Source organism: Lysinibacillus contaminans (assembly GCF_001278945.1).
Lineage (GTDB): Bacteria > Bacillota > Bacilli > Bacillales_A > Planococcaceae > Lysinibacillus > Lysinibacillus contaminans.
In genome coordinates this window covers 876,247-897,620 of the sequence record NZ_LGRV01000003.1, presented here as the reverse complement: position 1 = coordinate 897,620, position 21,374 = coordinate 876,247, and the positions used below count along the sequence as shown (strand labels likewise).

General features: G+C 39.1%; 19 protein-coding genes. 3 read left to right on the top strand and 16 right to left on the bottom strand.

Annotation, left to right across the window (positions count from 1 at the left end; genetic code table 11):
- Nucleotides 1-96: 96 nt before the first annotated feature.
- The 10 genes from AEA09_RS06595 to AEA09_RS06555 form a co-directional block, all read right to left on the bottom strand.
- Complete coding sequence (locus AEA09_RS06595) at nt 97-1,272, bottom strand: amidohydrolase (RefSeq protein WP_053583079.1); 1,176 nt, start codon at nt 1,270-1,272, stop codon at nt 97-99.
- 32 nt (nt 1,273-1,304) lie between these two features.
- The gene (locus AEA09_RS06590) at nt 1,305-2,492 is read right to left on the bottom strand and encodes a hypothetical protein (protein ID WP_053583078.1); all 1,188 of its coding nucleotides are present in this window, start codon (nt 2,490-2,492) and stop codon (nt 1,305-1,307) included.
- Nucleotides 2,493-2,827: 335 nt separating this feature from the next.
- Complete coding sequence (locus AEA09_RS19495) at nt 2,828-2,980, bottom strand: YpzG family protein (RefSeq protein ID WP_082332577.1); 153 nt, start codon at nt 2,978-2,980, stop codon at nt 2,828-2,830.
- A gap of 92 nt (nt 2,981-3,072) precedes the next feature.
- Entirely contained in the window at nt 3,073-4,623 is a 1,551-nt protein-coding gene (locus AEA09_RS06585) for an AMP-binding protein (protein WP_211263233.1), read from the bottom strand.
- Nucleotides 4,610-5,470 carry an SDR family NAD(P)-dependent oxidoreductase gene (locus tag AEA09_RS06580; protein WP_053583077.1) on the bottom strand — a complete coding sequence of 287 codons (861 nt, stop codon included), beginning with the start codon at nt 5,468-5,470 and terminating at the stop codon, nt 4,610-4,612. The genes AEA09_RS06585 and AEA09_RS06580 overlap by 14 nt, the downstream gene beginning before the upstream one ends.
- A gap of 997 nt (nt 5,471-6,467) precedes the next feature.
- Nucleotides 6,468-6,854 (bottom strand): carboxymuconolactone decarboxylase family protein, encoded by a 387-nt coding sequence (locus AEA09_RS06575; RefSeq protein WP_053583076.1) that lies wholly within the window; start codon nt 6,852-6,854, stop codon nt 6,468-6,470.
- 218 nt (nt 6,855-7,072) lie between these two features.
- Nucleotides 7,073-8,446, bottom strand: a complete 1,374-nt coding sequence (gene argH, locus AEA09_RS06570; protein WP_053583075.1) for an argininosuccinate lyase — start codon at nt 8,444-8,446, stop codon at nt 7,073-7,075.
- An 88-nt stretch (nt 8,447-8,534) separates the two neighbouring features.
- The gene (locus tag AEA09_RS06565) at nt 8,535-9,728 is read right to left on the bottom strand and encodes an argininosuccinate synthase (protein WP_053583074.1); all 1,194 of its coding nucleotides are present in this window, start codon (nt 9,726-9,728) and stop codon (nt 8,535-8,537) included.
- 373 nt (nt 9,729-10,101) lie between these two features.
- Nucleotides 10,102-10,857 (bottom strand): SDR family NAD(P)-dependent oxidoreductase, encoded by a 756-nt coding sequence (locus AEA09_RS06560; RefSeq protein WP_053583073.1) that lies wholly within the window; start codon nt 10,855-10,857, stop codon nt 10,102-10,104.
- Nucleotides 10,858-10,865: 8 nt separating this feature from the next.
- The gene (locus AEA09_RS06555) at nt 10,866-11,813 is read right to left on the bottom strand and encodes an MBL fold metallo-hydrolase (RefSeq protein ID WP_053583072.1); all 948 of its coding nucleotides are present in this window, start codon (nt 11,811-11,813) and stop codon (nt 10,866-10,868) included.
- A gap of 390 nt (nt 11,814-12,203) precedes the next feature.
- Here AEA09_RS06555 and proC point away from each other — a divergent pair, with 390 nt between their 5' ends.
- Nucleotides 12,204-13,007: a pyrroline-5-carboxylate reductase gene (proC, locus tag AEA09_RS06550; protein WP_053583071.1), complete on the top strand. Its 804-nt coding sequence runs from the start codon at nt 12,204-12,206 to the stop codon at nt 13,005-13,007.
- 48 nt (nt 13,008-13,055) lie between these two features.
- Nucleotides 13,056-14,066, top strand: coding sequence for an NADPH dehydrogenase NamA (gene namA / locus AEA09_RS06545; RefSeq protein WP_053583070.1), 1,011 nt, complete (start codon nt 13,056-13,058; stop codon nt 14,064-14,066).
- A gap of 149 nt (nt 14,067-14,215) precedes the next feature.
- On the opposite strand, the gene AEA09_RS06540 is transcribed toward namA, so the two are convergent.
- The 6 genes from AEA09_RS06540 to AEA09_RS06515 all read right to left on the bottom strand — a co-directional run bounded on the left by AEA09_RS06540 (nt 14,216) and on the right by AEA09_RS06515 (nt 20,232).
- A complete protein-coding gene (locus AEA09_RS06540) occupies nt 14,216-14,782 on the bottom strand; it encodes an NADPH-dependent FMN reductase (RefSeq protein ID WP_053583069.1) in 567 nt (188 codons plus the stop codon).
- A gap of 12 nt (nt 14,783-14,794) precedes the next feature.
- Nucleotides 14,795-15,850 carry an LLM class flavin-dependent oxidoreductase gene (locus AEA09_RS06535; RefSeq protein WP_053583068.1) on the bottom strand — a complete coding sequence of 352 codons (1,056 nt, stop codon included), beginning with the start codon at nt 15,848-15,850 and terminating at the stop codon, nt 14,795-14,797.
- Between the two features lie 14 nt (nt 15,851-15,864).
- Nucleotides 15,865-16,806, bottom strand: a complete 942-nt coding sequence (locus tag AEA09_RS06530; RefSeq protein WP_053583067.1) for a ring-cleaving dioxygenase — start codon at nt 16,804-16,806, stop codon at nt 15,865-15,867.
- 53 nt (nt 16,807-16,859) lie between these two features.
- Nucleotides 16,860-17,303: a MarR family winged helix-turn-helix transcriptional regulator gene (locus AEA09_RS06525; RefSeq protein WP_053583066.1), complete on the bottom strand. Its 444-nt coding sequence runs from the start codon at nt 17,301-17,303 to the stop codon at nt 16,860-16,862.
- A gap of 175 nt (nt 17,304-17,478) precedes the next feature.
- Nucleotides 17,479-18,663, bottom strand: a complete 1,185-nt coding sequence (locus tag AEA09_RS06520) for an iron-containing alcohol dehydrogenase (RefSeq protein WP_082332576.1) — start codon at nt 18,661-18,663, stop codon at nt 17,479-17,481.
- A gap of 48 nt (nt 18,664-18,711) precedes the next feature.
- On the bottom strand, nt 18,712-20,232 hold the full coding sequence (locus AEA09_RS06515) for a CoA-acylating methylmalonate-semialdehyde dehydrogenase (RefSeq protein WP_053583065.1): 1,521 nt from the start codon (nt 20,230-20,232) through the stop codon (nt 18,712-18,714).
- A 352-nt stretch (nt 20,233-20,584) separates the two neighbouring features.
- On the opposite strand from AEA09_RS06515, the gene AEA09_RS06510 reads away from it, so the two are divergent.
- Complete coding sequence (locus AEA09_RS06510) at nt 20,585-21,202, top strand: TetR/AcrR family transcriptional regulator (protein WP_053583064.1); 618 nt, start codon at nt 20,585-20,587, stop codon at nt 21,200-21,202.
- Nucleotides 21,203-21,374 lie beyond the last annotated feature (172 nt).

The window sequence follows — 21,374 nt, the reverse complement described above, 5'->3', positions numbered from 1 at the left end:
TAAATTGTTAATATAAGTTATTTCGATAACCCTGGAAAATGAATTTTCTTTCTTGTATTTTTACCATGTTAGCGTGAACAAAAGAATGCGATCTCTTTATTTATTTTCACTTAACCAATTAAGTGCATATTGTACATATAATTCTGCTCCGATGCGTAAACCATCTTCATCGATATTAAAGTGACCATTATGATGTGCCCAACGTGTATCTTTTTCCGTATTACCTGATCCGACAAGTGCGAAACAGCCTGGTGCTTCATCTAGATAGAAGCTGAAATCTTCTCCACCCATTGTAGGATCATCAATATGATAAGCATCAGGCCCAAAATGATCTACAGTAAGACGCTCAACAAGTGAGGCACTTTCAATATCATTATTCACCGCTTGTGTACCGTATTCATATACGACCTCTGCAGTACCACCATACATAAGAGCAACTTGATTGGCATAATGACGAATTTGCTCTTCGATATGTAAACGAACCTCTTTATCAAAGCAACGCACTGTTCCTTCTAGGATAGCATCTTCCGCAATAACGTTGAAACGTGTACCGACTTCCATTTTACCAATAGTTAATACAGCTGGACGAAGCGGATTCACTGTACGTGATACGACAGTTTGTACATTTAGGGCAAATGTTGAAGCAATCATGACCGCATCAATTGCATCATGTGGCATGGCAGCATGACCACCGCGCCCTTTAAATGTAACTTTGAAAATATCCGCAGATGCAAATGCGGGTCCTTTATTGCACTGGACTTTTCCTGTATCAATTTGAGACCAAATGTGGATACCAAATACGTTGTCCACATCTCTCATCACTCCTTGTTCTACCATTGCTTTCGCGCCTGAAGCCACTTCTTCTGCAGGTTGGAAAATGAAGCGTACAGTTCCCTCTATGTCGTCTTTGACTTCACTTAATGTTTTTGCCGCAATTAACAGCATGGCAGTATGTGCATCATGACCACAGGCATGCATTTTTCCTTCTGTTTTAGAACGATACGGAATATCTTCACGGATTTCGTATACCGATAATGCATCCATATCTGCACGTAGAGCAACCATTTTACCTGGCTTACCACCTTCTAGTTCGGCAATAATACCTGTTGGCACTGTACGTCTATATGGAATACCAAGTTCGTCTAAATACGTTGCTACATAATTTGTCGTTTCATATTCTTCCCAAGAAAGCTCAGGTTCACTATGTAGCTTTTGACGAATTGCAACTAGCTCATTATTTAAATTAGAAATCATTTCTTTTATGTTTTTCATGTTGAATCTCTCCTTAGTAGTAAATTGCTAGATTATAACCAGTTAACGAAAACGCCTGCTATAATGACCGAAGTGATGGTAACACTAATAAAGCCCCCTACAAGCATCGGTGGTAACATATGGCTTAACAGCATTTCTCGCTCTTTTTCATCTGTTGTCGATGAATTAACAACTTCATTCGTTAAAATATAATCGGCTGGGAAACCATAAAGTGCCGTTAATGATATAGCAAATGCTAAATTTGGACTTACTTTTAAAATTTTGCCTGCAATGAACGAGAATATATACATCCCAATAACCGCTAACAAAATGGACACCACTAATGGCACAATAATGCGCACTAGCATATCTGGTGTAGCACGTTTTAAACCGTCGAATATAAACAGCATCAAGCCCATAATAGCAAAACCGAAGCCATTTGCTTTTTGTAAAGGTTGCTTTTCCAAAAAGCCAACAGTTGATGCGATTACACCAAACACTAAACAAAGTACTAAAGCATTCACTGTCACGATTGGTTCTAATGCAACTGACGTACTGTACGCTAATAAACCAACAAACGCAATACGGAAAAATTTAAAATAATCGGTATTGTACTTTTCTGGCATTCTCGCAAATAATTTTGGCTGCTCAGAAGCTTTCTCAGCTGATTCCTGCTCCTGAACAATGGTATGTAAATTCCCACTTTTATGCTCCTTAAGTAAACGTTTTGCCTCACGCTTCAACATAATTGAGGTAATCGGATAACCGGCAAAGCCTTGAATAACATAAATAACTATAGCGAAAACAGCTAAATCATCTAAGCCAGCTGCTGTAGCACCATCAGACATTACTATTGCAGCAACAACTCCTCCAACTAGTGGCGGAATGGCAACAATCATTGTTTGCAAATCAAAAATCATGGCACCAATAGTAAATAAAATTACGACAATACCTACAATTCCCGAAATGCTAATGACAATACTCTTCCATTGATTTTTTAGTTCTTTCAATGAAAGCAATGTCCCCATATTTGTAATTAAAAAATACATGAACATAGTTGCAACAACAGGATTTATCCCTGCGATACTGACGATATCTTCTGGAAAGAACGTCCAATATCCGATTAAAAATAATATCGCACAAACGAATACAGATGGAATCCAAGCCTTCGTTCTAGTTGCAACAATATCTCCGGTGTAAAGAATGGCAAGTAAAATCGTCAGTGCTAACATTTGAGACATAAAAACACTTCTCCTAACTTATTATTTATTTAATGTCCTTTATCATAATACTTATTATTCTAAAAATTCTATTTTAACAAAATAAAAGAAAAATTCCGTATTTTTAAGTAGATTTGCAACATAACTTTTTTCACAATATAATAAAATTACTTCAAATTAGAAAAATATGTAATAGAAAAACGTTGAAGATAGTTCCTTAAACTCATTTGAGGTTGAACTATTTATTTGTTATGAGACTAAACTTGAATACCCATATTGAAAATTCACCGTATCACGAACGACAAAAAAGCCCAGAATAAATTCTGGGCTCGATGACACTTATTGCTTCTAGCTGACTAAAACTGTCGGGCTTTCGCTTCGCTTCTCAAGAGTCGGTTATGCAGAGTAATCTCCGTTTCACCATTCACTTGAGATTTTGAATGCTTAATCCTTGTCCAGTTACGGTGGATTTTTCGAGATTTTGGGTCTAAATTCTCAGGCCTACTCATGCTCCATCCTCCTCATCAAATTAGACTTCATAAGTGAAATCTTTAATATTATGGCTGCTTCTCGCAATTGTATACATGCTATTTGAAAATCGTTATGATATTTTAGCTGCTTGTCTAAGTTTCTTTTTATCCAGTTTGCCTAAAGATGTATAGGGCATACTAGCAACAAAGACAATATCTTTTGGCATTTGGAACCTCGCCACTCTAGGGTGCAACCATTCTATTAGCGCTTCTTTTGTAAGATGCGCATTTACTGGCTGCACAAACACCTGCAACCTTTGGCCAAATTGTTCATCATGAATACCGATCACTGCGACAGCGTCTACTAAAGGATGATGTATTAGAAGTTGCTCGATTTCAATTGGATAAACGTTTTCACCTGCTGAAACGACCATATCATCGGTTCGACCACGCAAAAAATAATACCCATTTTTATCGATATAACCTAAATCGCCTGTTTCTATCCAGTCATTCTTACTATTTCGCATTGACCACCTGTTCTTTATACAAAATTGACCTACCATTCCATCTTCAACAGGCTCCTTATCTTGATCCAATATCTTCAATTGAACACCCTCAATTTTTCTACCGATAGTACTGGTCGAATATTGCAAGTCCTGAGGTGTGGCAATCATATTCAAACCCGCCTCGGAAGTTCCATAAAGATTGTATATCACCGCTCCTAATTTATGAAAAACCTCTTCGACAAGCTTCGTATTTAACTCTGAACCACCTGATGCAATACATCTCAGTGATGTTAAATCTGAAGCATTTGTTTCTAACATTTTATGTATCATTAACGGCACTACTGTAACGACTTCAATATTGTGTTCACGAATAAGCTGACATGCATCTTTTACATGAAAGTCCTTACGGATAATTACTTTTTTTCCTAATGCAATACATGATACTAAAATAGCTATCCCATATCCATGAAAAATAGGCGTAGCAATATAGGCCGTATGATAATTGAAAAGCTTTAATCTCGTCAGTAACGTTAAGAATGGATTTAAAAAATTAAATAGAGAGGGCTTATGTGCTACTTCTTTCGCTTTTCCAGTAGTACCACTTGTCAGCAGCATTATTTTACCGCTTGAAGATTGCTGTAGTTTGGACTTTTTATCAATAGTACCATGCAGTAAATGGTTAATTGCTGGCAGGTCTTTATGGGTACTCAAAAGCTGCCCTTTCGAATAGCCCGAATCCTCAAGAAGATCACTTAGTTCAAAATCAATTATCAAAAAATCAAAATCATGCTGATTCACTAATTGCTTCAACTGCATTTTGCTCATTTCGGTATTGAGCAAGTATATATCTGGTCCTAATCGAGACGTTGCAAAAATTGCTTTCACCATTGAAGCATGATTTTTGCATAAAAAACCTACCTTCTGTCCTGCTTTTAACTGAAATTTTTCTTTGAAAATAATGGCGAGCTTTTCGCTCTGTGACAGCAATTGCTTATAGCTTACGGTTTCATCTTCATCTACTAACGCAACTTTATCACCATATACTGCGCCAGTAATTTTTAACAAAGTCATCAAATTTATTCCGTTTCTATATATTGAAGCTACGAGTCTATATAACCCTACTGGCGAAAGCAATTTGATATGATATAAAACTTTTATTAGTCTAATTATCATCATTGCCCTTCCCCCTTTTTCTTAAAACCATAGGCATTACTGATTCCCAGATACCTCTAAAGAGCAGTGATGCCCACTGCCCGAAAATCAACCACCATGGCCTATAAATCTTCCTTTTTGTATACATAGATTTACAAATAATTTGAGCCACATGGTTTGGGCACATAGCTGGTATTTTCTCATAGGCGACTGTTGGTGCAATCATTGGCGTTCTCACTAATGGAAGATAAAGAGTCGTTGTTTCTATGCCCATACCATTTAGCTCTGGAGCTGCCGAACGAAGCCAGGTGTCAAACGCCGTCTTTGAAGCCTGATATGCAGCCCAGTGAGGAATTGGTAGTAACAAAGTATTGACTGTCGATATATTGATAATTTGACCTTTATTTTTTTCTAGTAGAGGAATGACGGACAGCAACAATTGAACCGGTGCAAAATAATTGATCGCCATTGTTCTCGTAAAATCATGATAACGATGTAATGAATGCTGGATGGAGCGATTGATCGATATCCCTGCATTACTAACTACGATATCTACGCCTTTTGGTAGTTGTTGAATAAATGTCAGTAACCTCTCTATGTCCTCCGCATTTCTTAAGTCAGCCCTGAGAATACTAACTTTAGCTACTTTCTTTTCGATCTCATTTTTAATAGTTTCAAGCTTTCCCTCTCTTCTAGCCACCAAAATCAAATGCACATTCATTTCAGCCAATAGGTACGCTACTTGCTCTCCTATCCCAGAACTTGCACCCGTTATCAGAATTGTCTTTCCTTCGATTGTGCGTCCGAGCTTCTCTTTATTCAAATTAGTAGGGAAAAATAGTAATCTTTCAAGAAGGTTATATTCATGCATAAATACCAACCCCAATTCCACCATTTATTCTCAAAATATCTTCCTATTATTGTACATGAGGTAGTAAATACCGTATAGGTTCAAATATATCGATCAAACTTATTGTGCGGGGGAATTTTATTGATACACTGAAATTCAACATAAAAAAAGACCCAGAATAATTCTGGGTCCGTGGACACTTATTGGCTACAATTGACTATAACTGGTTCGCTTCAGCTTCAGACCTCAAGCAATAGCTGTACAAAGTAAACTCTGTTTGACCATTACATGTGAGATTTTTTTGAAGCTTACTCCTTATTCAGTTGTGGCGGACTTTCCTGAGATTCTTGGTCTACCGGCTTCGAACTACTCATGATGCATCCTCCTCATCAAATTAGATTAATAAGTGATACCTCTATCATTATGAGCTGTTTACAATAAATCTATACATGTAATGTGAATTTTTATATAGTAAATAAAATATTTTGTTTGCTCATTATATAGCTCAACGTTAATTGAAAATAATGTGTATAAAAAATAATAATTGACCTATACTATTAAAGATTTCACTTCAAATCCATTGTGACTAGGAGGGTTAACCCGATGAGTAAGATTGACCGATAGCTCTGAAGGACCATCAATACTGAATAAAGCTAAAGTACGGTTGTCTTAGGAAATTCTTAAGATCCAATGCGGAAGCGAGGCAGTGTGTCATGGAGGAATTAATGTAAGTGCTAATCAAACCCGGAATATTAATTCCGGGTTTTTTACTTTGGTATTACTCTACATAAACAGGGAATTCAAACAAAAAATAAGTTGAATATTTTTCTCCTAAAGGGAAAAGTTAAAGGATTGAAGTTTATAACTTTTTGCGGTCACTTTTTATATTAAATCACCACTGGTCGAATTACTCCCCCATTAAATTATCTTCCTAATAGAACAACTAGCTATTCGAAAAAAACCTCAAATTTTAACGAAATGCTTTGCTTATTTATGCTTCATTCACAATTCACTATTCTTACACTGTTAGTTCTTTTTCTTGAAACACTTGTTGTGCAATTGTTAATGCATTTTGCACACGTGGGAAGCCTATGTATGGCACTAATTGCAGTAACGCTTCCACAATTTCTTTAGGTGTTAAGCCTACATGCAATCCTCGTGTAATATGTGTTTTTGTTTGTGGTGCTGCGCCTTGTGTGACAACGGCTGTAATAACAACAAGTGCACGACTTTTGTTATCTAGTCCTGGTCGTGAATACACATCACCATAGGCAAATTCCACAATCATTTTGCGTAAATCAGGTGCAATATCGGCTAAAACATCATGCTCCACCATACGCGTTGCCTCTTCTTCTGTCACGTACTGCTTAATCGTCTCAAACCCCTTTGTAAAACGTTCGTTCATAATAAATACCTCCCACTAAATGGTAGCATATTTTCACGTATACAAAAACCCCAATTCCACGTCTCCAGAATTGGGGATTGTCCTTCACATATGTAAGGTGCTCTTTTTCGTTTCACCCTCTGGCTCAACTGAAAAAGGAAAATTGGGTTTCATAGTGCCTCACCGGACAACTTTAATGAATTATCTATGCAAAAGTCACAAGGACATGCACGCAAATTTTAAGCGAGGCAAGCTTTTGCCTTCTCAATTTGGATTTTTACTTGATCAAAGCCAGTGCCACCTAATGAGTGGCGGCGACGAACTGCCGCTTCTGGTGCTAAAACGTCGTAAATATCCGCTTCTAAAAGTTCGCTTTCTTTTTTCATATCTTCAATCGGTAAATCCAGTAAGAAGATTCCTTTTTGAATACAAGTGAAGACAAGTTTACCAGTTACTTCATGTGCCTCACGGAATGGCATACCTTTTGTTGCTAGGTAATCTGCAAGTTCTGTTGCATTTGAGAAATCAGAGTGTACAGCCTGGTGCAGACGCTCTGTGTTGACTGTCATCGTACGTACCATACCTTCAAAGATTTTTAGAGATCCAAGAATTGTATGGACTGTATCGAACATACCCTCTTTGTCTTCTTGCATATCTTTGTTGTATGTTAACGGCGTACCTTTTAAAACGGTTAATAACCCCATTAAGTTACCGTATACGCGACCCGTTTTTCCGCGAATTAATTCTGCCATATCCGGATTTTTCTTTTGTGGCATGATTGACGAACCTGTAGAGAATGCATCATCTAGCTCGATGAATTTAAACTCATCTGTTGACCAAAGAATAATCTCTTCGGCAAAACGAGATAAATGCGCCATCATTAATGATGAATTGCTTAAAAATTCTACGATGAAGTCACGATCACTTACTGCATCCATAGAGTTTGCGTAAACCTCGCTAAAGCCTAATAACTCTGCCGATTTAAGACGATCGATTGGGAAAGTTGTCCCAGCCATCGCACCCGCACCTAAAGGCAAAATATCAATGCGTTTCACAGATTCTGTAAAGCGTTGTTTATCACGCTCAAGCATCCAGAAATACGCCATTAAATGATGCGCAAAAGAAATTGGCTGTGCACGTTGTAAATGCGTATAGCCCGGAGCAATTGTTTCCACATGCTCTTCCGCTTTTTCAAGTAACGTTTTTTGGAACGCCTCGATTAAACCAATTGCTTCTTTAACACGTTTTTTCAAGAAAATATGCATATCCGTCGCCACTTGGTCGTTACGGCTACGACCTGTGTGTAATTTCCCACCAACAGGACCGATCAAATCAATTAGCATTTTTTCTAAGTTTAAGTGAATATCTTCATTCGCTACCGAGAATTCAAGCTCCCCTGCGAATGCTTTTTCTTGTAATTGTGCAAGACCGCCAAGAATCGCTTCGACGTCAGCTGCTGGTAATATACCTGTTGCACCAAGCATTGTAACGTGTGCTACGCTACCTTCTAGGTCTTCCATTACTAGTTGTTGATCGAAGCCGATTGATGCACCGAACTCATCAACCCAAGCTTCTGCTGATTTTTGGAAACGTCCGCCCCAAAGTTTTGTCATCACAGCTCACCTTTTCCTTCATATCTTATGGAAAAGGTGTAGCACAGCGCGAATGCTACACTACACCTTTGTAAATTCAATGTTATTGTTATTTTTTGTTTACAGAAGAGTTTACCACTGTTGGTAAGCCCCATAATTCGATGAAGCCAACTGCTGAAGCATGGTTGAATTGGTCTTCCTTCGAGTAAGTTGCAAGTTTTTCATTATATAGAGAGTTTGGTGATTTACGTCCTTCAACGATCGCATGACCTTTGTAAAGTTTCACACGTACTGTCCCGTTTACGTATTGCTGTGACTCAGCAAGGAATGCTTGTAATGCATCACGTAAAGGTGAGAACCATAAACCATCATAGATTAATTCAGATAATTTTTTCTCAATAACTGGTTTGAAGTGAGCCAGCTCTTTTACAAGTGTTAAGTCTTCCAGCTCTTTGTGAGCTGTTAAAAGAACTTTTGCACCTGGAATTTCGTATACTTCACGAGATTTAATACCAACTAAACGGTTTTCCACGTGGTCGATACGTCCTACACCGTGTGCGCCAGCTACTGCATTTAATTCTTGAATTAAATCAGCAAGTTTCATTTCTTTACCATTTAAAGAAACTGGTTTACCCGCAACGAATTCGATTTCTACATAGTCCGCTTCGTTAGGTGCATTTTCCACTGAAACAGTTAATCCATAAGCTTCTTCTGGTGGAGATACCCAAGGATCTTCCATGATGCCCGCTTCGTTTGCACGGCCCCATAAGTTTTGGTCGATTGAGAATGGTGAATCAAGTGTCGCAGGAATCGGCACATTGTGTTTCATTGCATATTCGATTTCCTCGTCACGGCTCCAGCCCCACTCACGTACAGGTGCTAATACTTCTAAATCTGGGTTCAGTGCTTTAATAGAAACTTCGAAACGAACTTGGTCGTTCCCTTTACCTGTACAACCATGTGCTACAGCATCTGCATTCACTTGGTTTGCAATTTCTACTAATTTTTTTGAAATAAGTGGACGAGAAAGAGCTGATACTAATGGATATTTTTGTTCGTACCAAGTGTGTGCTTGTAATGAGATAAGCGCATAGTTTTCAGCGAATTCATCTTTCGCATCTACCATATATGATTCAACAGCACCTACTTGAAGTGCTTTGTTTTTAATGAAATCAAGGTCTTTCCCTTCACCTACGTCAAGACATACTGCGATTACGTCCCAACCTTGTTCTTTTAACCATGGAATTGCTACTGATGTATCAAGACCACCTGAATATGCTAATACTACTTTTTTATTTGCCATGAAAAACGCGCCTCCAATTGCTCTATTCTATGTATTTTTATACATTGCATTAAAAGTTTATACACGAATAGTATCATGTTATAAAAATAAATACAAGTGCATTTTTATAAAAAGATAGACTTTTGTGATTTATATAAAAAGTCAGACACAACAATGTTTAAAGGCTCAATTAGAATAGTGATTCTTTTCACTCGAGAAAACAATTTCTTCCTAAATCAGGCGATGTATATGATATTAGTAGACTTCAAATTGTACCTGTCGCTTCGCCTTAGTACAAACCCACATTTATCTCACTATTTTATAGAAATGGTGTTTTGTACTGAATGAAAATAAAAAATAGCTGTCCCAAAAGTCATTTGGACAGCTATTTTTTCTATTTCTTATTAAAAAGAGGCTTGCCTAGAAATTCAATCATGGCAGGAGCTATCGCATAAAGCTTACTTGTTAGTCCCATAATTCGCGGCAAATTCACTTCACGCACTGGTCGCGCAATCGTCTTCACAGTTTCTTGCGCTACGTGCTCAGGCGTTAGTAAAAAGCGCCCTAGCGATTCACGGTAGCCACTTTCATCATTCGCCTTATCTAGAAATGGCGTATCAATCGGTCCTGGGTGAATGGCAGTTACTTTGACGTTATAAGGTGCTAGTTCCATGCGTAAGCCGTTTGTAAATCCAACAATAGCATGCTTCGTTGCTGCATAGACACTCGCTTTCGGTGTCGCAACCTTCCCTGCCTGTGAGCCGATAAAAATAAGTTGTCCGTGACCACGCTCCATCATTTGTGCAGCGAAACGTTTTGCCAAATACATCGGTACCGTCACATTTAAATCGACCATTTGTGCAATCGCTTCATCCGAAAGCTCTGGTGCAATACCAAACTTTCCAACGCCAGCAGATAAAATCGCAACATCAAGATCAGGTAACTGTGCACAAACCTGATCAATGGCGTCCAGTGACGTTAAATCAGCTTGTATGACATTTGCCCCAAGTCGTTCTAAAGTCTTAAGTGCCACTCCATTACGTCCGGTTGCATAAACCTGATGCCCCTCGGCGACTAATAATTCGGTAATTTTTAAGCCAACTCCACTCGTCGCACCTGTGACAAATATTGTTTTTTTATTCAACTCCATGTATAAACCTACTTTCGCTTAAACAAATAGACGCCTGCTTCATTTTTCGCCGATGTCACGAAGCCTTTTGCCTCTAAAAAATCTAAATGTCCAAGTGTTTTTGACATCGTCAAACCAAGCTGACGTTGGTAAATTGCTGGGTATAAGCGTCCTGTCAGTTGTACAGCCGTTAATTCTTCATCACCCATTAACTCAAGCACCTTCATTGATTGCTGATGCTGGCGTTCTAAACGCTTCACAATGATTTCATGGATATTTTCTAAGTCTGCACCATGCCCTGTATACATTTTTTTCACCGGCAATTGTTTTAAAATTTCAAGTGATTCATTATATTGCAGCAATGATTTTGTTCTTCCAAGCGTTCGATCTAGTGGTGGCTCAATCAATGGATTTGGTGTGATTTTATCTAATAATAAATCCCCACCAATAACATTATTAGTTTTCTCACTCCAAAAAATGAAGTGACTTTGTGCATGTCCTAGTGTCTCGATGGCCTTTAATCCTGGATGTCCTGGCACCTCATCACCGTCGTATATTATTTGCGTTAGCGGTCTTTCACCGACAAGTTCCAATTCACGACGAACATGTACACTCGTCTGAATAAATTCACGTGGTACACCATGCTCATATAAACGCTCGCTATAAAACTGTTCATGATAACGAAGAAACTCCTCATCGTGACGCAGCCATTTATCATTATATTCATGCCCAATAATTTCTGCATGCGGGAACGCATCCACCCAGCCGGCATGATCAGGGTGATGATGGGTTAACACAACTTGCTCTATATCTTGTAATTGATAGCCCGCTGCACGGATTCCCCACTTTAGCGCATCATAGGCCTCCGTTGTTTTTGGTCCAACATCAAAAATTGTTAGTGCATCCCCTTTTACAATAAATGCATTAACATCTCCTACTGCATAGGGTGTTGGTATTTCGATTTTGTGTACCGACAAAGCTGTATCCCCCTCTTTGCAATTAATGAATATTCATTCATACTATTCTACAGGTTTTTTTCTATTCCGTCACGCTAGTGTTGACAGTCCACAAGTTTATCCCTATAATTTTGAATAATCTAAAATAAAAAAGCTATGACGAAACCAAGTACGTATGTGGTGATGGTGTTTAAAGAGAGTGTTACATTTGCTGCAAGTGACACCACCCACTCCCACTGCCGAACCTACTACTGAGCTGTTATGACAACATAACCTTTTCCCCTTGCGATAAAAGGGTCTTTAAGTTGTGCCAAATGGCAAACAAAGGTGGTACCGCGGAATGCTATAGCGTTTTCGTCCTTAATTTTAAGGGCGGGAGCGCTTTTTTATTTTGAACTGGAGGTTTTTACTTTGAAGAAAATACTATTTATCGGTGCAGGCTCGATGGCCGAGGCACTTATACAGGGCTGGATTAAACAGGAAGTCTTTAAGCCTCAAGAAATATACATCACGAATCGTTCAGACAACGAACGCTTACAATGTTTACACGACACATATGGTGTGTCTATCCTTCAAAACGATGCGACTTTCGCTCAATTAGATGCAATTATTTTAGCGATGAAGCCAAAAGATGCCGTAACAGCTATGCAACTAGTATGTACGAAATTAGCGGATCATACGGCTGTCCTATCTATCTTAGCAGGCATACCAATTGATACAATTACCGAAAACCTTGGTGACCGCCCCGTAGCGCGCGTCATGCCAAATACGTCAGCCACAATTGGTATGTCAGCAAGTGCTATTGCCTTTAATAACGTGGTATCAGTTGAGCAACGCAATACTTTCCTTCAATTATTAGAAGCTGTCGGTTCAGTAATTGAAGTACAAGAAGATCAACTCCACGCAGTCACTGCCCTTTCTGGTAGCGGCCCAGCTTATATTTATTATTTAATGGAAGCATTTGAAAAAGTAGGCACAGAAGTAGGTCTAGATAAAGATACAGTGCGGCTATTAATGACGCAGACTTTAGCAGGTACTGCAGAAATGCTCAAGCAATCGCCTGAAGAGCCAAATGAACTGCGTAAAAAAGTAACGAGTCCTGGTGGCACAACAGAGGCTGGCATTAAGGCGCTCGAACATCATCATTTCAATGATGCCATTAAAGCATGCATTAAAGATGCCGAAGCGCGGTCTCGTGAACTTGCTAAAAGCTAGTGATATGGGCAAGATAGAGTATATCGATATGAATTAGGAGGCAACCCTTTGAGTAAATTATTTGAACCTTATCAACTACAAACAATATCACTAAAAAATCGTATTGCTATGGCGCCCATGTGCATGTATTCTGCAGAAGATGATGGAATGGTGACACCGTTTCACGTTGTACACTACGCGACACGTGCAGCTGGTCAAGTTGGACTTATCATATTAGAAGCAACTGGTGTTTTACCAGAAGGACGAATTTCAAACAAAGACCTTGGCATATGGGATGATGTGCATATCGAGGGCTTAAAACAAGTCGTTGATGGTATGAAAGCATATGGAGCAAAAACAGCTATTCAATTAGCTCACGCCGGTCGAAAAGCAACGGTGGAAGGTGAAATATATGCACCGTCAGCAATTGCTTTTAACGATGCATATAAAACACCGACAGAAATGACGTTAAACGATATTGAAAAAGTCATTGAAGCTTTTAAACAAGCCGCCATTCGTGCTGAAAAAGCAGGATTTGATGCGCTTGAAATTCACGGGGCTCATGGTTATTTAATCAGTGAATTTTTATCGCCAGCAACGAATAAGCGTACAGATGCTTACGGAGGCTCACAAGAAAATCGCTATCGTCTACTTCGCCAAGTAATCGATGCAGTCCGTAGTGTTTGGGACGGCCCATTACTTGTGCGTGTTTCTGCTGAAGATTATGCAGAGAACGGCACAACAATGGATGATTTTATCGTCTTTAGCCGCTGGATGAAGTCTCAGGGTGTCGATTTAATCGATGTTTCTACAGGTGGCGTCGTGCAAGCAAACATTAACGTTTTCCCAGGCTATCAGGTACCACATGCAGAAGCTATAAAACATGGAGCTGGCATTCCAACAAGTGCAGTTGGTCTGATTACAACAGCTATTCAAGCTGAAGAAATTTTGCAGAATAACCGTGCTGATTTGATATTCTTAGGGCGTGTGTTGTTACGCGAGCCCTACTGGCCACTGCATGCAGCGAAAGAATTAGGAGAAGAAGTCACACCACCGACACCTTATGTACGCGGTTGGTAGATTATAGAAATCTCCTTATTCAGGTATTCTATCGGTGATTCCACCGGAAATCGATTAAAAATCATTTCCATATCGTTTTCTTATTTAAAAACAGCTTTTGGCTATTAACCAAAAGCTGTTTTTTTGAATTGTGTGTATTTCCGGCACTTTTAAAAATCATATTCCTCGTCTTTTTTTGCTCGGATAGCTGCAAAAGCATCTACCATTACGACTGTGTCTTCAGCTAATCGTTCTAAGCGGAACAGGACGTCATCATTGATAATTTCTTTGCGTAAAAAGTCTTTTTCTTCTATAAATACATACGTTGGCACGATATGAGCCTTCATATAAGCAAGGATTGGTTTCAATTGCTGTTCGACCATTAAATAGTGCTTTGATGTACCAGCTGTTACAACCGTACTCACAACTTTGTCTCGGAAAGCATTCACAGGTAATAAGTCGAAAATGTTTTTTAATGTCGCTGGAATCGATGCTTGGAACGTAGGTGTACCAATAACAATTGCATCAGCAGCCATAATCGTTTCAGTCACATATTTTGTATCGCCTTCGTATTCAAAGTAATTACGTCCATCACTAAACTCCAATTTATATTCAGCTAAGTCCAGTAATGTCACTTCGTGCTCAGGGTATTTTTGTTGAAGCATTTCAACGACTTTCACCATCGCTGTTTTTGTTTTAGAGCCGACAATTGAGCCAGCTAATGCTACAATTTTCATGTTGTTCGCTCCTTATTTCGCTGTATATTTTTTAATCGCTGGAAGAATGTCATTCCCAATAATTTCTATATTTTTCATAATTTTATCGAATGGTACGCCACCAAAATCAAGTTGGGCCATAAAGCGTTGCATACCGTAAAGTTCAAATTGATAGAGCATTTTTTCAATGATTTGCTCTTTGCTACCAACCATTAGTGCGTCACGTGTATCTGGTGCTTGCGCAAATTGTTGTTTTGGATACCCGCCACCACGAATTGCCTGGAAGCCACCATTAATATGTGGGTACATTCCTTGTAATGCCTCTTGTGCCGTATCTGCTACATAGAAAAGACTTGTTGTCGCGATTGGTAATGTGCTTGGATCAAAGCCACTGCGATCTGCTGCTTCACGATATGCATCCACAGAAGGCTTGAAGTTCACAGCCGGACCCCCTAATGTTGTTAACATCATTGGCATACCCATATAGCCTGCTTTAATAGCACTAGCAGGTGGTCCACCTACTGCTCGCCAAATCGGCAGTGAGCCATTTTTTGGTTGTGGCAAGATTTGCGCATTTTCGAGTGGTGCACGGAATTGCCCTTTCCAAGTCACAAGTTCCTCGTCATTTATCTTTTTCAGTAGCTCTAATTTTTCTTCAAAAATTTCTTCATAATCTTGTAACTCGACGCCAAGTAAGTGATATGCGCCAACACGAGAACCACGACCTGCGACGATTTCAGCTCGACCATTAGAGATTAAATCAATTGTCGCGAAATCCTCATATACACGAACAGGGTCAGATACACTTAGAACCGTTGCAGAACTTGCTATTTTTATTTTCTCAGTTGCTTGTGCAATAGCACCTAATACAACCGTATGCGCCTGCGTTGTAAAGTACGTTTGGTGACTTTCACCAACACCAAATACATCAATGCCAGCTTGTTCAGCTAATTTACTTGCTTCGATTAGCTCATTAATACGTTGTTGTGCGGAAATACGTTCACCTGTTAGTGGGTTTGGGATATGATCCCCTAATGAATAAAGTCCAAATTCAATACCTTTTGATTGATCAATACGATAGTTTTCCATGTTGTTTCGCTCCTTTAATCTAATGGTTCTAAAATTGCTTCAATTTCTGCTCGTCTACCTTCTAAAAATGGTGGTAAATCAAGCCCTTTACCTAAGTCTTCAATCTTTGAATCTACTGTAAAGCCTGGTCCATCTGTCGCCATTTCAAATAAAATGCCGTTACGGTCTCTAAAGTACAGACTTTGGAAATAGTAACGATCGACAACGCCTGAGCTGACTAAACCGCGCTCTTTAATTAATGCGTCCCATTTGTGTAATTCTTCAACAGTATCTACACGCAATGCAAGGTGATGAATACTCCCGCGACCAGGCTTCTCACTTGGTCCTTCCTGCTCTTTCACCACAATCTCACCTAGTGTTTCACCTTCAATTGATTGAAGAATTGCTTCTTTGTCATCTTCAGTAACAACTGTATAATTAAACAGCTCCTTCAATAAATCCACAGTACGGCTTAAATAACGTACTGTTATTTCTACTGTCCCCATACCTAAAATGCGATGCTCTGTCAGAACCTTAGAATCCTCCCATGCCTTCCATCCCGTTGGTGTCTCTTGCCCATTGTGATTTAGTAGCACCATACGTAAGCCTTCATGATCCTCAAAAAACAGTGCCTCTTTGCCTGCATACGTTGTTATCTCGCTATGCTCGACATCTAGTAGTTCAAAACGTTTTTTCCAGTACTCTAAGCTTTCATAGCTAGGTACAAGTAATCCGATGCGTGTAATGGCATTCGTTCCTCGTACTGTACGTCCTGCAACTGGCATTTCAAAAAAAGATAATTCTGTGCCGGCAGCCCCTGTCAAATCTCCATAGAATAAATGATACATAGACGGTGAATCTTGATTAACTGTTTTTTTAACGCGACGTAAGCCAAGGACCTTTGTATAAAAGTCACTATTTCGTTTCCCGTTTTTCGTTAGCATTGATATATGATGATGTCCGCTTAATTTGTTCATTTTAGTTTCCTCCAGATTTTCACTTGACTACGCAAGTGAGAGTGTAAAAAAAATTACGTTGTCGGCAATTTTTTTTCTCGGCTATTTTTTTCTAACTTCGACATTAGTGTATATAGTGTTTTCATTTCTTCTTCAGTTAGAACATCTACAAAAAATGAGGATTGAAAGTGGAGCTGATATGGTGTCGCTGTATCGATCATTTGCTCACCCTTAGCCGTTAGCGAGATCGTTTTTGTTTTCCAATCTTGCTTACGCTCAATCAGTTCTTCTTTTTCAAGACGCGCGAGCATTCGTGACATACCACCCTGTGTGACAGTAACTTTTTCAGCTAGCTCTGATTGTGTTAATGGTGCATATGTCTTAATCTGCATTAGCACATCAAATTGCGCCGTTGTTAAGTCAAAACGCTTTAGAAATTCATTGGATAGCTGATTACTTTGATTGGTAAAGCGCATCATACGCAACCAAGTAAGTGAACCCAGTGTATGTTTTCGCATCGCTTCGTCTCCCTCTCTGTGTTCTGTATTATCACTTTACCACGCAAGTGATAAATACACAAGCATAATATCTCGAATTCGAAATAAATAAATGAAGCGATCCCTAAACCACATACAGTCGACTTTTAGGATCGCCTCAATCGCATGTCACTACTATAGTAGTGACAGTTGGATATTAAAATTCATACTGATACACAATTTTATACAATTCCATTAGTTCTTCTTGCGTTGGCACTTTCGGATTATTCCCTGGACTTCCGCTAGCAATTGCATCAACTGCCATTTTCGGAATTGCTGCATAAAAGGAATTTTTTTCAATACCCCATTGCTGTAAATTTCCGATGTTCATCTTTTTGCACAGTTCCTTTATCGAAGCGATGGCTAAATCAGCAAGCTCCTCTTGCGACAAAGACTCTTCTTCTTTATTAAAGAATTTACCAAGGTCAGCTAATCGATCCACACACGCATCTTTTGAGTATTCTAATACAGCAGGTAAAAGCATCGCATTCGAAATACCATGTGGTACATGGAATAGTGCTCCGATAGGACGAGACATGCCATGTACTAAAGCAACTGAAGCATTAGAAAATGATAGCCCAGCTTGTATGGCGCCAAGTGACATGGCCTCTCGTGCATCAATATCATCACCCTGTTCATAAACCTTCAATATATTATTGACGATTAAATCCATTGCAGATAACGCAAGAAAGTTAGAATAAGGATGTGCTAAACGCGATAAATAACTTTCAATGGCATGACTTAACGCGTCAATACCAGTTGCAGCTGTTATGGATGGTGGTGATGAGATCGTCAATATTGGATCGACAATCGCTACATTGGGCATGAATGCTGGTTGTTTTATCATCATTTTGACATCACTCATCGTACTTGTTATCACGGTTGCATCCGTCGCCTCCGAGCCTGTACCAGCAGTTGTTGGTATCGCAATGTGAGGGATAGCTGTTTGATCTGCCACCTTTTGCATCTTCATATAGTCCCCTATATATCCGCCATTTGTTGCCATCACTGCAATGGCTTTCGCTGTATCGATGCAACTACCGCCACCTAAAGAAATAATAACATTACATTGTTCCGACTGTAGTATGTGCAGCCCTTCCGTCACATACGTATCCACCGGCTCTGACGTTACCCCTATATATGAAACCGCTTCTACCCCTTGCTCTTTGAGAAAAGATATACATTGTTGAACAAAGCCCAAGTTGTCCATAATAGGATCGCTTATAATAAGTGCTTTTGTTCCTAACTTTTGCGCATATACCCCTACTTCTTCAAACGAATTCCGACCATAAATAATGGTCCCAGGCGAGTTTACCGTAAAGACTGTTTTTGTCTGAATCATGTCCCATCCGCTCCTTTTTTTATAAAGAATACAGCTCTATATGATCTGTTAATCGTTATTACTTGGGAATGCAAACGTTGATGTTGTTGACGTACTAGTTGTCATCCAACGTTCAGAAACCGTTTTCGTTTTCGTAAAGAAACGCGCCTGATCTGGTCCAAACATATGCCCTTCACCAAAACGAGAACCCTTAAATCCAGCAAAATTGTGATAACCAACTGGAATCGGAATTGGCACATTTACACCAACCATCCCAACATCGATCTCTGTCGTGAACTTACGAGCTGCAAAACCGTCATTTGTAAAAATAGTTACCCCATTGCCAAGCTCATGGTCATTAATAAGCTGAATCGCTTCATCTAAAGAAGCAACACGGACAACATTACGAACTGGACCGAATACTTCTTGTTCATAAATTTCCATGCCCGGTTTTACATGATCTAATAATGATGGACCTACGAAGAAACCTTTCGATTCTTTTACGATATCTAGTTCACGCCCATCACAAACTACTATTGCACCCTCTGATTCGCCGCGATCAACTGCCGCTAAAATTGCTTCTTTCGATTGTTGAGAAATAACAGGACCAAAATCGGTATCTGCCTCTGTATAAGCACCTACTTTTAACGCTGCAATTTTCACTTTTAAGATGTCGACAAGGCGATCTGCGGTTTCTTGTCCAACTGGCATCAATGTAGAAATCGCCATACAACGTTGCGATGCGGCACCATACGCAGCTCCGATAAATGAATTTGCGACTTGCTCAAGGTCTGCGTCTGGCATCACGACCATGTTATTTTTGCCGCCACCTAGCGCTGTGACACGTTTTCCATACTTTGCACCTGTTTCATAAATGTATTTCGCGACTGGTGTCGATCCTACAAATGAAACGGCTTGTACTTTTGGATTTTCTAAAATCTCATTTACAGCGTCTTTATCACCGTTGACAACTGTCCAAATGCCGTTTGGTAAACCAGCCTTTTTCCATAACTCACTTACATACAAAGCCGTCATTGGCACACGTTCAGATGCTTTTAACACAACAGCATTCCCGACAGTAACAGCCATACTCGTTTGAGCCAATGGCACCATAATCGGGAAATTGAATGGTGAAATAGCCGCTACAACGCCAAGCGGGTATTTCGCAGAATAGGCGTTAATGTCGCCACCTACGTTGACAGAGTATTCCCCCTTCACTAAATGAGGTGCACCAATCGCTAAGTCAACGGATTCAATCCCTCGTGTAATCTCACCTCTTGCATCCTCAACGGTTTTACCACTTTCTGTACAAATAATTTGTATTAGTTCATCCATATTTGCGGTAAGCAGATTGCGGAATTTTATTGCCACTTCCGCACGTTTTGCTACGGATGTATCCCGCCATTTTGGAAATGCAGCATGTGCCTTATCAATTGCCTTGCGTGTCTCCTCTACTGATGCTAACGGTACTTTTGCAATAACCTCTCCTGTTGTTGGGTTGTATACCGAGCCGTAGCGACCGCTTGTCCCTTCGACCATTTCCCCGCCGATGAAATGCGTTAATGTTTGTACTCCATGTGCCGTTGTCATGTGTGTTCCTCCTTGAAATTTCAAATTATTATTTACTTCAATAAGCAGATGACCAATCATTTTCTGTCAAAATCTGCTTCAGGATTAAAGTTAAAGCGGATTAATCCTACCTTCTCATTCAATCCGTTATTTATAGAACATTCGGAAAATAAAAACGAGTGATGCACTAGTCAACTGTATGTTTTTGTCGTAGCATTAATAACGAAATATATTCATTAACCGAAGTCATTGACTACGGTCAATTAAAGCATAATGGAATCCAATATATCTCGTCAATGCATAAATTTTCTTAATAATACGAAAAAAATTACTAAAATTTCTATAGAATACTAAAATTCCGGAGGTCGAATATATGAATTCTTTAACTTCTCGTCAGAAAAAGGCATTAGAAACAAGAGAGAAATTACTAAAAAAATCCTTAGATTTATTTAACGAATACGGATTTGAACATATATCAGTTGAACAAATCACAAAAGCTTGTAATGTGTCAAAAGGAACTTTCTATACGTACTTTCCATCCAAGTACGATGTTATTTTAGAAAAATTTAAAGAGCTGGATAGTTTCTATAGCACTGTGGAAAAAAATATTGACCCCGCTTTACCAGCAAGTGAAAAAATTCTCACACTATACAAGGAGCAAATGCTGTATTTAACAAATGTAGTTGGGAAAGATTTAATGCGTACAGTCTATACTGCCGCGATGACTAACCAAGTTGAACAAGTTCATTATTTAATTAGTCCACAGCGGAAGATATTCCAAATACTTAATACATATATCGAGGAAGGGGTTCGCGACGGGGAGTTTCGAGCGAATTTAGAGTTGACACAAATACAGGCTACTATTCAGCGTTGCATGCGTGCAAATGTGTATGACTGGTTAATTCATCATGAAGAATTTGATTTAGTAGTTGAGATGGATCGATTTACAGTAGTTATGTTAAATGGGATGAAGATGACATCAAGACCATAATATCGAATGTTATTAACACCTAGCAGGCTCTTAACCATTTGTATGAAATCTCCATAATAAAGTCGCAGAAAAACAAGAGATTTTCCTACGACCTTATTTAAAATTATTTTGTTTTATATGCAAGGGTAAGGACTCTTTATTTTCTTGTTTTATAATTTATATTGCAAATTTA